Source organism: Chryseobacterium urinae (assembly GCF_030518295.1).
In the GTDB taxonomy this organism is placed as follows: Bacteria; Bacteroidota; Bacteroidia; order Flavobacteriales; family Weeksellaceae; genus Chryseobacterium; species Chryseobacterium mucoviscidosis.
Window position 1 is genome coordinate 57233 of sequence record NZ_JAULSJ010000018.1, and the last position, 15953, is coordinate 73185.

Genomic DNA, 15953 nt, shown 5'->3' on the forward strand with positions numbered 1-15953 from the left:
AATCTTGCTTTTATTCTGTTATGTTCATTATTTTATTTGAATATCCGTTTTCTAACCTAAAGCTGTGATATTAGCAATAATCAGCCTTTCAAATAACTTTTCTCCAAAATATCTTCGATTTAGCTTGTAAATAAACTCATTGAGATAGAGTTGGAGGTATTTTCTCTTTATTTTATGGTAATTACCAAGAAGATTTCTTTTAGTATTACTGATAGCAATATGAACCCATTTTAAGGTTTCTTCTGTGGTTTCTTTTGAACTTTTTTCCATAATATGAAGTTCTACAAAATCTGCAATGTCCACATAAGAGGAACTTTTATCAGTAAAAATAATACTTTGATTATCAATGGATTCTTGAATAGCCTCATTGATTTCTTCGCCGCTGTGACCATCTAAAACTTTCGCTTTAAAGAAGCGGACTTGCTTTTCCGTTTTTCCTGTTTTAATATCTTCTAACGGTGTAGACTCCGCCATCATTGTGTTTAAAAAAGCATATCAATAAAAGATTTTTCCTGAATGATCCACTTAAAAAGCATCATTTCATTTGCTGAGTGAAACGCCTTAGCGAACGAAAAAATATACATAATCATTTAAAGAAAATCTTAGCGGTCATAGCGCTTAAAAGGATCCCATAAAAACACACCATCAAAAAAATTGCAGTTCACAAAAGAAAAAATTAATTTTACACTTTAAATTTTTCCCTTGAATTACGCCCAGATTGTTTTACCGTTAAACCTAAAAGGATCTTTCACCTATAAAGTTCCTGAAGAGCTGCAAACCGGAATTCAGACAGGAATGAGAGTTTTGGTTCCTTTTGGCGGCAAAAAAATCTATACGGGAATCGTTTTTGAACTTCACAACAATGCCCCCGAAACTTTTGTGGCGAAAGAAGTCATCAGTCTTCTCGATGATCAGCCGATTGTTCCGCAGGAGCAGATTAAATTCTGGAACTGGCTTTCCGACTATTACTTGTGCGGTTTGGGAGAAATTTACCGTTTTGCATTTCCTTCTTCCCTGAAACTCGAAAGTGAGACCTACCTTAAACTGAAACCGAATGTAAAAGTTGACTTTGAAAACCTCGATGTCAATGAAATGTATCTCATTCAGGCTTTGGAAGTACGGCAGTTGATTAATCTGACTGATATTGAAGCATTTATTCCCAAGAAAGATATCATTAAAACCGTCAATTCTTTAATCGATTTGCAGTACATTGAAATCGACGAAAAAATTGCCGAAAAATACAGAGCTAAAGAAGTTGCCTACGTAAAAATCAACGATGAGGTTTTACAGCGTCAAAATCTTACAGAAATACTTTTATCCTTAAAAAGAGCGCAAAAGCAGAAAGACCTTTTCCTCCATATTTTAGAAAAGCAGACCGAAAATCCTGATTTGCCCATCAAAAAATCAGAACTTTTTGAAGACGGATATTTCGGAAGTTCGCACTTTAAGGCTTTGGCAGATAAAAATCTGGTCGAAGAATATTATATGCAGAAAGACCGTATCGAAAGCTATGAAGGTGAAATAGAAGAGATCGAAGAACTTTCGGAAGTCCAGAAAGAAGCGAAAAATGAAGTAGATGAAGCCTTTGAAGAAGGAAAAAATGTCCTGCTTCACGGAGTAACTTCTTCCGGAAAAACCCATATTTATTTAGAAAAGATCGAAGAATGCATCAGCGAAGGAAAAAATGTACTCTTTTTGCTTCCGGAAATCTCTTTAACCAAGCAGATCACTCAACGATTAGAAAAAAAATACGGAAGACAACTCGGGTTTTACCATCAGAAACTTACAGATTTTGAACGGGTGGAAGTCTGGAGAAGAATCAGGCAGAATGATATTAAAGTTTTAATCGGAACACGTAATTCTCTGTTTTTACCTTTTCAGAATGTGGGATTGGTTATTGTGGATGAAGAACATGATTCTGCGTACCGTCCGAGAGAAGTTTCTCCTTATTTCAATGCAAAAGATGCGGCGTTGGTTTTTGGAAATTTTTATGGGGCAAAAGTCATTTTAGGCTCTGCAACACCTTCTGTGGAAAGCTATTACAACGCCAGAAAAGATAAAATGAAGTACGTTTTTCTGGAAGAACGCTTTGGGAATGTCAATCTTCCTGAGTATGAACTCATTAATTTCAAAGAAGCTCAGGAATCCAAAAAAGTATCCGGAAATTTTTCTTTGCAGTTGATTGACGAGATTAAAAAAGTTGTCGAAGAAAAAAATCAGGCAATTGTTCTTCACAACCGCCGTGGTTATGCCAATGTTGTGGAATGCGAAACCTGCGGTTACGTAAACTACTGTTCCAATTGCGATGTGGTGATGACGTATCATAAAGCTGCCAACGAAATGAAATGTCATTACTGCGGACAGAGAGCCTCAAAACCCAAAGTCTGCCCAAAATGTCATTCCGAAAACCTGAATGAAAGAGGAGTAGGAGTAGAGCAGATCCATGAAGAAGTATCTAAATTATTTCCCGATCAGGAAGTAGACAGAATGGATGTGGATTCCATGAGAAAGAAATTTGCCTACGAAAAATTATATGAAAAAATTGAAGATCGGGAGACCGATATTGTAGTCGGAACACAGATGATCTCAAAAGGTCTGGATTTTGATCACATCGAGCTGGTTGCTATTCCGAAAGCCGATTCCTTGTTATATGTTCAAGATTTCAGAGCCGAAGAAAGAGCTTATCAACTCATTACTCAGGTTTCCGGAAGAGCGGGAAGAGTTTCCGGAAAAGGAAAAGTTTTAATACAGACTTTTAATCCGGATCATTCTGTTTTTCAGTTAATTAAAATGAATAGCCCGGCGAAAATCTACAAATATATTTTAACGGAACGCCAGAAATTCCATTATCCGCCTTTTACAAAGCTTATTATGATAGAACTGAAGCACAGGAGAGAGGATAAAGCCAACCGCGCTTCCCAGTTTTTAGGATCCATCCTTAGAAAATATCTTCCCGAAGATTGTGTTTTGGGTCCGGAAAAAGCTCAGATTGCGCGACTTAACAATCTTTATCAGTTCCAGATCATGCTGAAACTTCCCAAAGGAAAAAAGTATGATGAGTATAAAAAGAGAGTTTTAACAAGTCTGAAAGAATTCGATGAAATTACAGCGTACCACAGCATCAGAAAAGACGTTTTTGTAGATTTTTAACAATTTTTAACAAACTTTATACTCTTTTTATAATAGTCTACTGAACTGCCATACAACAATATTTTCTACATTTGATCGTTGATTATATGTTTGGTGTTTTACATTTCAATTTAACCCGTTGATTTTTAAACCATCCAAACTATAGCAAAAGAAAAATAGATGGTAAATTTCAGAAAGTATATTTCAGGTGTTGCGGTGCTGGCTTCAGGATTTTTTCTTGCACAGTCTACCGTTTCTACAGTTCTGTATTCTCCGGCTTACGACAATCAGAAGAGCAGTTTAAACTTACCTTCTCCCATCGCTTCCATGATGGAAAAAACTATTTTGTCGCCGAAAGAACTTGTAGACATTAATGTAAACACTATGATGACCGATCCTGTGCTGAAAAATGCAACTTGGGGATTCGTAGTGTACGACCCGAAAACGAAGAAAGTAATTTCTTCGTATAACGAAAATACTCCTTTGGTTCCAGCTTCCACAACGAAATTATTAACTACCGAAACAGCAATGAATATGCTGGGCGAAAGTTATCGTTGGAATACCCAATTAGAATATTCAGGAACTGTGGACGAAAACGGAGTGTTAAACGGAAATCTTTACATCGTCGGAAGCGGAGACCCTTCTTTAGGAACCAATAAAGGCGGAGCTTGGGCTTACAGAGACATTATTACAGATTTCAAAGAAGGACTTTCTCGTGAGGGAATCAAAAAGGTAAATGGGGATATTATTATCCAGACAGCGCTTTTCAAAGGCAATATTTCGAAGCTTCCGGAAAATGTTGTATGGTTGGAAAACAATAATTACTATTTGCCGGTTGGTACAACCAAAGAGATCAATCCTGCCAATGAAAAACTGATCGTAAAGAAAGGAAACAACTTTTCAACCGATAAGAAGTTTTTCTATGTTTCTCCGTACAACAATCAGATGGTTTACGCAGATAAATACGAAGGCGACGGAATTTTAACAACAAAATTACCCGATGCTCCGGCTTATCTTGCAAACTCTTTCAAAACAACTCTCGTAAAAAGCGGAATTTCTGTAACAGGGAAAGTGACTCCGAAAATGACAGATGCGAATCCTGAAGCCAGAAAATTAATTTCCGTGTACAAATCTCCTACTTTAGCGGACATTATTTATTATACCAATCAGCACAGCGATAATGGTCTGGCTGAAGCGTTGTTGAAAACGGTTGGCTTCCAGAGTCTTGGAGATCAGACGACAGAATCCGGAAGAAAAGTAGTAACGGAACATCTTAAAAATGAAGGTTTCGATATGCTTGGTTTAAATTATATCGATGGAAGCGGACTTTCGAGAAGCAATAACGTAACGCCGATTGCCCAGGCAAAATTCTTAACCTCTTTAATGGATGAAAAATATTACAAAACATATTTAAATTCATTGCCGGTCGGAGGACAGTCCGGAACATTAAAAAGAATGTTCAACGGTCTTGGAAACGGACAGGTTTTTGCAAAAACAGGAACGCTGAATAAAGTAAAAACATTAGCAGGATACATGAAAACGAATACAGGAAAAACGCTGGTTTTCTCTTTAATGGTGAACAACTACGCAGGATCTGTAGATATGGTAAAGAAAAGAATGGAAAAAATTCTTGAACCTGCTTTAGATTTGTAGAATTATTAAAATTTAACGGATATTAAAACCTTTTAATCACTGATTGAAAGGTTTTTTTATATCTTTGATATATTTTTTAAATTGAATATGAAAAAGTTTTACTTTTTAGTTTTGGGTATGCTTACTTTTCAGCAAATAAGCGCTCAGAATGAAAATATCGAAAGAAAAGCGATGATGGCGAAAGAAATGAAATCTTTCGCTCACAAAATGGCAGTCGGAAATGTCAACCCGAATACCCTGAATTACGATCTCCAGTATCAGAGGCTGGATCTTACCATTAATCCGGCGGTGTATAATGTTTCGGGTTCCGTCACTTCTCATTTTAAACCGAATCAGAGTGTAAGCTCTATTTATTTTGATCTGGATAATCAGATGACGGTTTCGGGAGTACAGTATCACGGAACGCCGCTTACTTTTCAGCAGTTGTCTACCAAAGAACTGAAAATCAACTTTCAGTCTGCTCTTGCAGCGAATGTTCTGGATTCTTTAACAGTTACGTATTCAGGAGCGCCTTCAACAACCAACAACGCTTTTTTTAACGGAACACAAGGTGGAACTGCGGTTTTATCCACTTTAAATGAGCCTTACGGAGCGCAGGACTGGTTTCCTACAAAACAGAGTCTGAATGATAAAATTGAAAGAGTAGATATAAAAGTGACGACACCTTCACAATACAGTGTCGCTTCCAACGGAAAGCCCATGTCTGAAACGATTTTAGGAAATGGTCAGAAACTGACGTTCTGGAGAACACAATATCCGACTGCAGCATATCTTATCGCTCTTTCCATCACCAATTTCGTAAAATTAACGGATACAATGGGAAATCCTCCTTTTCCGTTCATTAATTATATCTTTCCGGCAACGTCTACGAATACGACAAGTATGAATAACATCAACTGGACAAAAACGGTGATGAATACTTTTGAAACCTACTTCGGACCTTATCCTTTCCGAAATGAAAAATACGGACACATGGAATTTCAGGCGGGTGGCGGAATGGAACATCAGACCATGTCTTCCATGGCGGGGTGGAGCAGAAGTCTCATTGCCCATGAGTTGGCTCACCAGTGGTTTGGCGACAAAGTAACCTGCGGCGCGTGGAACGACATCTGGCTTAATGAAGGTTTTGCCACTTTTGGAGAACATGTGGCGAATGAAAAATTGCTGATGACAAATACAGATTTTTTAAATTATCTGCTGACTCAGAAAAACTTTGTTACAGGTTCGCCAACAGGAAGTGTATATGTTGCTGATGCCAATCTTACCAGTGTAGGAACTATTTTCAGCAGCAGACTGTCTTATTCAAAAGGAGCTTATGTACTGAGAATGCTGAAATGGATTTTGGGAGATGCCGTATTTTATCAGGCAATTCAGGATTACCATTCCAGACCTAATTTGGCTTATAACTATGTAAGAACTCAGGATCTGAATGCGTCTTTATTAACGTCTACCGGAAAGGATTTTACAGAATTCTTCAATGACTGGATTTACGGACAGGGGTATCCTACGTATGACATCCGTTGGAAGCAGGTAGGAAATACCGTTACTTTCAGAGCATCTCAAACCCAAAGCAGTTCAACGGTAAGTTTCTTCGAAATGCCTTTACCGATCAAAGTAAACGGAACAGGAGGACAGGTTGCTTATTTTGCGTTGAATAATACGACCAACAACCAATATTTTACGCAGTCGGTAACATTTCCGGTGGCAAGTGTAGAATTTAATTATGAATATCAGATTTTGGACAGAAATTCTACGGTAACTCAGGATAACACATTGGGAACTGCAGATTTAGTTAAAGAAGAATTTGCTTTATATCCGAATCCTGCTAAAAATGAACTCAACTTAAAAGGTATTACAAAACCTACAGATTTCACCATTTACTTCACAGACGGTAAATTGGTAAGACAGGGAATTTATCAGCCTGAGAAATCAATCAATATTTCAGAATTGGTTCCGGGAACATATATTTTTAAAATTAACGATAAGAACGTGAAGTTTTTAAAGAAGTAAAAATATAAGGCAATAAATAACAAAGCTGTTTCATCATGGTGAAACGGCTTTTTTTATTAAATTAGCGCATCTTAAAAATTATTAGAAATGATCTCTAAAAAGTATCTTGAAAATTTACAGAACGAACTTCAGAATATTGAAAACGACGGACTTTACAAAAGAGAAAGAATCATCACTTCTCAGCAGAGTGCCGAAATAGAAGCCAACGGAAAAAAGCTGCTGAACTTCTGTGCGAACAATTATCTGGGATTATCCAACCATCCTGAAGTGATGAAAGCTTCACAGGAAATGATAGAATCTCACGGTTACGGAATGTCTTCGGTTCGTTTCATCTGCGGAACTCAGGATATCCATAAACAACTGGAGCAGAAAATTGCAGACTTTTTAGGCCTTGAAGATACCATTTTGTATGCTGCCTGTTTTGATGCGAACGGTGGAGTTTTCGAACCTTTATTTACGGAAGAAGACGCGATTATTTCAGATGAACTGAACCACGCTTCCATCATCGATGGTGTTCGTCTGTGTAAAGCAGCGAGATACCGTTACAAAAACAACAATATGGAAGATCTGGAAGCTCAGTTAATTGCAGCTTCCGAAAAAAATCACCGTTTTAAAATCATTGTTACAGACGGCGTTTTCTCAATGGACGGAATTGTTGCAGATCTGAAAGGAGTTTGTGATCTTGCCGATAAATACGACGCTTTGGTAATGGTAGATGATTCTCATGCAACAGGTTTCATCGGAAAAACAGGTCGCGGAACGCACGAAGCCAACGAAGTGATGGGGAGAGTGGACATCATTACTTCTACGCTTGGAAAAGCTTTAGGAGGTGCTTTAGGCGGATTTACTTCCGGTAAAAAAGAAATTATTGATATGCTGAGACAGCGTTCAAGACCGTATTTGTTTTCAAACTCTTTGGCTCCGGGAATCGTGGGAGCAGCTTTGAAGGTTTTGGACATGATTTCTGAAGATACTTCTCTTCGCGATAAAGTAATGGAAAATGCAGAATATTTCAGAGCGGAAATGAAATCTAAAGGTTTCGATATTCCGGATGGTGATTCTGCCATTGTTCCCGTAATGCTGTACGATGCGCCTTTGGCTCAGAAAATGGCTGAAAAGTTAATGGACGAAGGAATCTATGTCATCGGATTTTTCTATCCTGTGGTTCCGAAAGGAAAAGCGAGAATCAGAGTTCAGCTTTCTGCAGCACATACGAGAGAACATCTTGATAAGGCAATTGCTGCGTTTGAAAAAGTTGGAAAAGAATTAGGCGTAATTTCTTAAAAGTAGGCATAATACTGAAAAATACAGTTGGCAAAAACAAATTTCAATTTTTGCCAACTTAAATTTTAACTTTTTCTATATCCTTCTACATAGAAAATTCCTTGCGTTTAAGAAGACTTATCCCGATCAGGTCAAATAAACATCATTTTTTTCGTTTTGAAAGACTCTAAACCATACAAAATTTTTAAAATTTATCTGTTCAATTGGAGATTATTTTCGTCGTGTTGTTCGTTGATATGAGTTTTATTTAGCCCGGATTGCAACGACATCCTTTTGGGTTGCGGGCGAAGCATAAACCGGAGGTTTACGAACGTAGTTCAGGAGCCCGTAAACTAAAAGATACAGTGGAAAGCCGGAAAAAGCTCAAAAAAAATGTTGAGGGTTTGAGCGTTTAAGAGTTTAAGAGTTTAAGAGTTTAAGAAAGTTAAGCTTTAGTTCAATGTAAAGATTTCTAATCAAAATTGATTTTAACCGAAATTCAGCATATGTTTTGGCTAAATTGCTACTTATTTTTTTGTACAGTTTTTACATTAAAAACAATAGTTGCCATTATCCACCAAAGAAGTAATCGATAATGTAAAACCAGACTGCGGAAGTAAAAAAAGCCGCAATAATACTGAAGCCGATCGTTAAATTGGTAAGTTTTGTATTTAATCGATACTGCTCCGCAATAATGCTTGAGGTAACGACTGTAGGCATTGCCGATTCGAAGATGGTAATTCTGGCAATATTTCCTTTTATTCCGAGTAAAAGTGCTAATCCGAGCGTTATTGCCGGAGCAAGAATAAGTTTGTAAAACATGGAAACCGACATTTGGGGAATCAGTTTTTTCCAGCCATTGAATTTCAGTTGTAATCCGACCGAAAATAAAGCTAAAGGACTAACTGTAGCTGCTAATTTATCGAAAAAAGGTTCTGCGGAAGTGAAATCTACGAATTGAGACAGAATCAATGCAACAATACAGCCAATTAATGGCGGAAATGTAACCAATCTTTTCAGAATAAATGCAGCGCTGATCTTTCCGGATTTGCTTCCTCCTTTTAAAGCGGCAATAATTCCTAATGTTGAAAGTGCAAAAAACATGGTCTGATCACAGATAATGGCAATACTCAGTAAACTTTCTCCGTAAAAAGCCGAAATGAGCGGAAAACCGATAAACGAAGTATTGCTGTAGCCGCTTACGAGTTCCAGAGTGCTTCGGGAACGCCGTGAATAGCCTTTGCTTTTGCTGTAAAACATCATAAAGAAAAAGCAGAAAACCGCTGTGAGAAAAGTCGCCACCACGGGAAAGAGCATTTCTGCCGACCAGTGAACTTTCGGTAAATATTTGAATGAAACCGCCGGAAGCGCAAGATAAAGAATCCATGTGTTGATTCCCTTATGCGCATCGGGATGGATGGATTTTGTTGCTTTGAAAACCATTCCCGCGATAATGCACACTGCAATCAGAACAAAATTTACCATAGTTTTGAATTATTGTGCAAATTTACGGTTGATAATGATTAATAATCGTTTCGAAATAATTTTTTATTATCCGTTATTGATCATAATGCTTAATTTTCACGCAAAGATCGCTAAGATTCTTTTATATACCAACTGTTTTTAAGTTCGCAAAGGCGTTTCACTCAGCAAAGAACTCAAAGGTTTTTCAATGATGACAAATTACGGACAATCATAATTTTTTTTGAAATAAAAGGTAAAAATTTCAAAAATAAAAAGAAGGGTATAATAATAACCATTGTAGGCAAACTCAGAAGTTTTAAAATGAAATTTTGTTCTATTATTTTTTGTTTTTTACCCGACAGTTTCCAGATTGATGGATAAAAAGTGCCTAAATTTTCAAATTTAGCTTTTTGGGTGAAGAAAAATTTATTTGGATTTTTTGTTTCGTCATATTTCCTGTCATATACCACAAATTTCTTATTGTAATTATCATGAGAATAAATAGTAAAACTTCTGGTAATATTAGATTTCACAATAATTTTGTCCATTTTATCAATGCCTATCCTGAAAGATTTTCCATAATTATTGACTTTTATAGATTGTATAAAGTTGCCTTCGCGATCAAACTTTTGAATTACAGAATAAAAACTATCTCCAATGTATACGTTTTCATGACTATCCACCACAAAACCGTTAAAATCACTGAATGGCAATTCTGTATTAATCTTAAAGTTTGTCTGTGTGACACATATTCCGGAAAGTAAAACAGTACAGAATACTAAAAACAACAAATCAGAAAACTTTTTATCAATTTCATAAAAATCAATTCATCGTATCAAATAAGCTCATTACCTCTACTTTTTCCAATGGTTTTGAAAGGATAATTCTTTTGGATGTTTTTGGAAGCAAATCGAAAAAATTATCGCTGAAATGGGTATCTCCCATCAGATAAACGTCTTTTGCCAAAACATCTGTGGAAATTTCAATTTCAGTGGCAGATATTTTCCTGATTTTTAGGTTGGGTTTTGTTAATTTTAAATCTTTTGGCTTTGCAAAGAAATAGTTGCTTTCGGCAATTATTTTTTCATCTTTTCCTCTTAAAATTACATTTAAAAATAGTTCATTTTTATCAGCCTCACCGACTAGTTCATTGATAGATGAAGAATCAAACTTTATAGCTTCTTCCCAATTCTGTTTCGGGGTTGAAACTGCAGCAAGAATATTCTCACCTTTAAAATTATTAACTTCAAACTCTAAGCTTACGTCTTTAATTGTATCAGATCCGTCATTAATTCCGTAAAAATTTAGAATTCCCTCCTTTTCTTCTACCAAAATCACCTGATTTTCAAAGCTCCTTTTCACCTGATAATGCAATGCTTTCCAGTTTCCTAAATAATCTATGGAAGACCACGAAACGACAGGCCAACAATCGTTGAGTTGCCAGTATAAAGTTCCCATATTATAAGGTTTTGCTCTGCGGTGTGCTTCAATGGCAATCTGCATTCCGCGAGCCTGAAGCAATTGCGAAACATAATTGTATTTCACAAAATCTGTCGGAACTTTATAATCACGCTTCATGTAATTTTCAATAATTTCCCAGCCTCTGGAATGTTTTTCATGAGCTTTGATGGTAGCATTTTGTAAACTTAAATCAGGATTTCCTGAAAACATGGATTTTGTGGTTTCCAACGTCGGCATTCCCTGAAAACCGTATTCCGAAGCAAAACGCGGAACTTTTTCATTGTAAATTTCAAACGGCTGTTCTCCCCACCAAACACCCCAATAATGGGAATCGCCTTCCGTAAGGCTTTCTTGATGTCCCCATCCGATGGACGGCGAGCTTTCCCAATAGATTTGCTTATCACTTGTTGCATATTTTTTAACAGCGTTCGGAATTACTTCATGAAAAATTTTCTTGTAATCCTTCCAAACCTGTAAAGAATCTTCTTTTGAATATTTAAATTGTTTCTGATACCCCCAATTGAAAATCGCTTCATCAATTTCATTGTTTCCGCACCATAAAGCCAGAGAAGGATGATTCTGAATCCTTTCGGTCTGATCTTTCACTTCCAATTCTACATTTTTCTGAAATTTCTCATAAGACGGATAAAAACTTCCTGCAAACATAAAATCCTGCCACACCAGAATTCCATTTTCGTCACAGGCTTTGTAGAATTCATCATCTTCGTAAATTCCGCCTCCCCAAACGCGGATCATATTCATATTTGCATCTTTACAGGCTTTGATAAGCTGCTGATATTTTTCTTTCGTTATTCTCGGAGAAAAACTGTCGCCCGGAATCCAGTTGGTTCCTTTGGCATACATTGGTTTTCCGTTTACTTTGAAATAAAATGATTTTCCTTTTGCATCTTTTTCCTGGATTAATTCTATCGTTCTCAGTCCGATTTTTTCAGATTTTTCAGCAATCATTTTTGAATCTTTTTGTAAAGAAACTTTGATATCGTATAAGTTCGGATCGCCCCAACCGTTGGGTTGCCATAATTTCGGATTTTGAATCTGATAAGGAATTGAAATTAAATTCAATCCGGATTTTAAAGAAATATTTTGAGATTTTCCGTTAATTGAAAAACTGTATTTCCCTTCTTCTGTAGCGAAAATTTCAGCATGAATATTTAAATCTGCTTTTTGCTTTGTTAAAATTTTTTGTTCGATTTTTATATGATCAAGCCTAGCAATGTTCCAGAAATTTAATTTAACGTCTTTCCAGATTCCTGCCGTCACTAATCTTGGTCCCCAATCCCAACCGAATTGATACTGGGCTTTTCTCACAAAACTTCTCGGTGATTCCGGCATGGTGAAAGGAACTTTTTGGGCTAATTCTTTTCCGACATTTACCGCAGATCTGAATTTTACCTGTAAAATATTTTCACCGTTCTTTAAACTTTGTCTAACCGGAATTGTCCATTTTCTGAACATATTATCTGTCGATTGAATCAATTTTCCATTTAAATAAATTTCAGAAAACGTATCCAATCCATTAAAAATCAATTCAATATTTTGATTTTCTAAATCCTTTGAGGAAATGTTAAATGACGTCTGATAATCCCAGTCTTCATTTTCTATCCATTGTACTTTTTTTTCGTTTTCATCTTTATACGGATCGGGAATGATCTTGTTATTCATCAAATCCAGATGAACGGTTCCCGGAACAGAAGCAGTCAACCAATTATTCTCTTTGGAATTTTTGAATTTCCATTTTTCAGAGGATAAATTGCGCTCTGAAGTTTGTGCATTGGTCAAGATTTGTATGAAAAGGAAAGTAAAGAGTATGGATTTTTTCATTAATAGATTGATTATTAGTAAAATTCAAACGCTTTGTCATTCTGACGAAGGAAGAATCTCAACATTTATATTTAGATTCTTCACTCCACTCCGTTTCATTCAGAATGACAAACTCGACGTATATTTTTAGTTAAAATTCATTTTATTATTTATTCTTCAAAGCAATAATCTCTTCAGCATTCGCAAAAGCTCCGCCGTCCGTAATTGCGGAAGAATGAAAATATCCGGCTTTGGTAAGTTCTCTGATTTCTTCGATATTGGATGACCGAAGTCCGCCACCGACAAGAATTTCGATTCTGCCATTGGATAACGCTACTAATTTTTTAAGATTTTCCTTTCCTTCCGAAACATTGGGTTTCTGTCCTGAAGTCAGAATGGTTGTAAAGCCGCATTCAATAACTTTTTCCAATGATTTTTCTAAATCTTTTGCGCGGTCAAAGGCACGGTGAAATGTACATGAATAAGGTTTTGCCAGTTCCACCAAAATTTTATTCTGCTCACTATTCACCTCATCATTTTCATCCAGAATTCCGAATACGAAACCGTCAACTTTTAGAGATTTTAACTGAACCAGATCTGATTTCATCTGTTCAAATTCATCATCACTGTACGTGAAATCTCCGCCACGAGGACGAACCATCACAAAGATCGGAATATTGATTTTTTCTCTAAGTTGTTTTACGGTTTCAAAATCAGGTGTGGTTCCTCCTTCGCTTAATCCGTCGCATAATTCTATTCGGTCTGCACCGTTTTCAAAAGCAATGATTGCAGATTCCGGATTGAAGCATGCTATTTCTATTTTTGACATTTTTTTAATTTAAGTTTTGGCTAAAGCCAATGGATTTTTTATTTTGAAAGACGGGCTAAAGCCCATTCCTATTGATGACTACATCTATTTCAATGCAAAACCTGGTTTTTCCAGACGGTTTCCTTTCTGGTCATACACCGCAAAATTAAACCCATCCTGAATGCAGTAGGAGCCATATTCTCCTTTTTTATTAAGGGCAATAAAACCCACCTGAATATCCTTCAGATTTTTATTTCTTCTCTCGGTAATTTTTACAATTCTTTCAACCGCTTCTTTACAAGCCTGTTGCGGCGTTCTTCCCTGTCTCATCAATTCTACCACCAAATGCGTTCCTACAGTTCTGATCACTTCTTCACCATGACCGGTTGCTGTTGCTGCACCCACCTCATTATCAACAAATAAGCCTGCCCCGATAATCGGTGAATCTCCTACTCTTCCGTGCATTTTGAAAGCCATTCCGCTCGTTGTACAGGCACCTGAAAGATTTCCGTTCGCATCCAGAGCGATCATTCCGATTGTATCATGATTTTCAATATTAACAATCGGCTGATATTTGCTGTCTTTCAGCCATTCTTTCCATTCTTTTTCGGATTCGGGAGTGAGAATATTTTCTTTTTTGAATCCCTGCGAAACGGCAAATTGCAAGGCTCCGTCTCCAACCAGCATTACGTGAGGTGTTTTTTCCATTACTGCTCTTGCAACAGAAATCGGATTTTTAATATTCTCCAGACAGGCAACTGAACCGATGTTGTAGTTTTCGTCCATAATACAGGCATCTAAGGTCACTCTTCCATCTCTGTCGGGACGACCGCCATAACCTACACTTCTCTCTTCCGGATCATTTTCCACAAGGCGGACTCCTTTTTCCACTGCATCCAAAGCTCTTCCTCCTTTTCCGAGAATCGTCCAGGCTTCTTCATTGGCTTTTAAACCGAAATTCCATGTGGAAAGAACGATCGGTTTATTAATGATTGTATTGTTGTTTTCAGGCTGATTTTTAGCTAACAGATCCAACGGATTTACCGCTAAAGCCAGTGAAGCGACGGCAGATTTTTTCAGAAACTTTCTTCTACTTTGCATACTTAGATTTATTTGGCTCCAAATTAAGGATTTTTCGCATGAAGATGAAATAAAAAAAGCGGTAGATTTTCTACCGCCTAAATGATTTTACTGAAAATTAATGAGGTAATTTTTCCCTGAAATATCCGTAAACCCAAGTTCCGAAAATGGCACTCAGCAAAGTGATGGCTACCGCAAAAGCTCCGGTTCCGATCTGTGCGAAAAGCGGTCCGGGACAGGCTCCTGTAATCGCCCATCCAAATCCGAAGATCAGTCCGCCATAAATTTGGCCTTTATTAAATTTCTTTGGAGCAATGGAAATTTTTTCGCCATAAATGGTTTTGATATTAAATTTTTTAATGATCAATACAGAGATCATTCCTGTTAAAATAGCACTTCCGATAACACCGTACATATGGAAAGACTGTAACCGGAACATTTCCTGAATTCTGAACCAGCTTATAATTTCTGCTTTTACAAAGATGATCCCGAATAATATTCCAACGATCATATATTTTAAATTGTGGTACCATTTGTGCCTAAGTTGACTTTCGTTGGTACAAATACTGTCCTGATGTCTTATCTCTTTTTCCTGTTTCATTTTTAAATTTTAAAGTGAAAGAATAATGGGCAGAATGATGTTTGCCATTAAAAAGCCTCCTGCCATAAAGCAGATTGTTGCAATTAAGGAAGCGCCCTGAAGGTTGGAAAGTCCCATGATGGCGTGTCCGCTTGTACATCCTCCCGCATAACGCGTCCCGAAACCTACCAAAAAGCCACCGACAACCATCATAATAAATCCTCTTATGGTAAAAAGACTGGTAAAATTCATGAGTTGTGTCGGAACGAGATTGCTGTAATCCGTAATTCCGTAGGTTGCTAATTCTGTTTTGAGATTCTGGTTAACGGTAATTTCTTCTGGGTTCATTAAAAATTGAGCGGCAATCATTCCGCCTAAAAAAATTCCGAATACAAAGAATAAATTCCAGAGTTCTTTTTTCCAGTCATATTTAAAGAAGCCGATATTCGCAGGAATACATGCTGCACAGATATGTCTGAGCGACGAGCTTATCCCGAAAGATTTGTTTCCCAAAATCAGCAAAGCAGGAACAGTAAGCCCGATTAACGGTCCTGCAACGTACCACGGCCAAGGTTCTTTTATGATTTCTAACATTAAGTATTTGTATTAAAACTGTTTTATATTCTGATTAATGATTTTAACGTGAGTTTGATGTAAAGATTGCAAATAAAATCGACTTCAGCA

General features: G+C 36.9%; 11 protein-coding genes and 1 pseudogene. 4 read left to right on the forward strand and 8 right to left on the reverse strand.

From position 1 onward, the window contains the following. Window positions 1–51: 51 nt before the first annotated feature. A pseudogene (locus QWT87_RS12715) lies at window positions 52–477 on the reverse strand (IS1595 family transposase); the annotation flags it as partial. 225 nt (window positions 478–702) lie between these two features. Here QWT87_RS12715 and priA point away from each other — a divergent pair. The 4 genes from priA to kbl all read left to right on the forward strand — a co-directional run bounded on the left by priA (window position 703) and on the right by kbl (window position 8076). Next, window positions 703–3150, forward strand: a complete 2448-nt coding sequence (priA, locus tag QWT87_RS12720) for a replication restart helicase PriA (protein ID WP_302716385.1) — start codon at window positions 703–705, stop codon at window positions 3148–3150. Window positions 3151–3309: 159 nt separating this feature from the next. Next, on the forward strand, window positions 3310–4782 hold the full coding sequence (dacB, locus tag QWT87_RS12725) for a D-alanyl-D-alanine carboxypeptidase/D-alanyl-D-alanine endopeptidase (protein ID WP_302716386.1): 1473 nt from the start codon (window positions 3310–3312) through the stop codon (window positions 4780–4782). Between the two features lie 87 nt (window positions 4783–4869). After that, a complete protein-coding gene (locus QWT87_RS12730) occupies window positions 4870–6792 on the forward strand; it encodes a M1 family aminopeptidase (RefSeq protein WP_302716387.1) in 1923 nt (640 codons plus the stop codon). Window positions 6793–6879: 87 nt separating this feature from the next. Further along, window positions 6880–8076 (forward strand): glycine C-acetyltransferase, encoded by a 1197-nt coding sequence (gene kbl, locus QWT87_RS12735; protein WP_302716388.1) that lies wholly within the window; start codon window positions 6880–6882, stop codon window positions 8074–8076. Window positions 8077–8625: 549 nt separating this feature from the next. Here kbl and QWT87_RS12740 read toward each other — a convergent pair. From QWT87_RS12740 to QWT87_RS12770, 7 genes are all read right to left on the reverse strand, one after another. Further along, window positions 8626–9540: an AEC family transporter gene (locus QWT87_RS12740; RefSeq protein WP_302716389.1), complete on the reverse strand. Its 915-nt coding sequence runs from the start codon at window positions 9538–9540 to the stop codon at window positions 8626–8628. A 173-nt stretch (window positions 9541–9713) separates the two neighbouring features. Beyond that, window positions 9714–10310, reverse strand: coding sequence for a hypothetical protein (locus QWT87_RS12745; protein WP_302716390.1), 597 nt, complete (start codon window positions 10308–10310; stop codon window positions 9714–9716). Between the two features lie 31 nt (window positions 10311–10341). Further along, window positions 10342–12822: a beta-mannosidase gene (locus tag QWT87_RS12750; RefSeq protein WP_302716391.1), complete on the reverse strand. Its 2481-nt coding sequence runs from the start codon at window positions 12820–12822 to the stop codon at window positions 10342–10344. A 145-nt stretch (window positions 12823–12967) separates the two neighbouring features. Further along, a complete protein-coding gene (locus tag QWT87_RS12755) occupies window positions 12968–13630 on the reverse strand; it encodes a copper homeostasis protein CutC (protein WP_302716392.1) in 663 nt (220 codons plus the stop codon). A gap of 84 nt (window positions 13631–13714) precedes the next feature. Next, complete coding sequence (locus QWT87_RS12760) at window positions 13715–14710, reverse strand: isoaspartyl peptidase/L-asparaginase family protein (RefSeq protein WP_302716393.1); 996 nt, start codon at window positions 14708–14710, stop codon at window positions 13715–13717. A gap of 97 nt (window positions 14711–14807) precedes the next feature. Beyond that, window positions 14808–15290, reverse strand: a complete 483-nt coding sequence (locus QWT87_RS12765) for a DUF6691 family protein (RefSeq protein WP_302716394.1) — start codon at window positions 15288–15290, stop codon at window positions 14808–14810. A 9-nt stretch (window positions 15291–15299) separates the two neighbouring features. Next, window positions 15300–15863 carry a YeeE/YedE family protein gene (locus tag QWT87_RS12770; RefSeq protein WP_302716395.1) on the reverse strand — a complete coding sequence of 188 codons (564 nt, stop codon included), beginning with the start codon at window positions 15861–15863 and terminating at the stop codon, window positions 15300–15302. Between the last annotated feature and the right edge of the window lie 90 nt (window positions 15864–15953).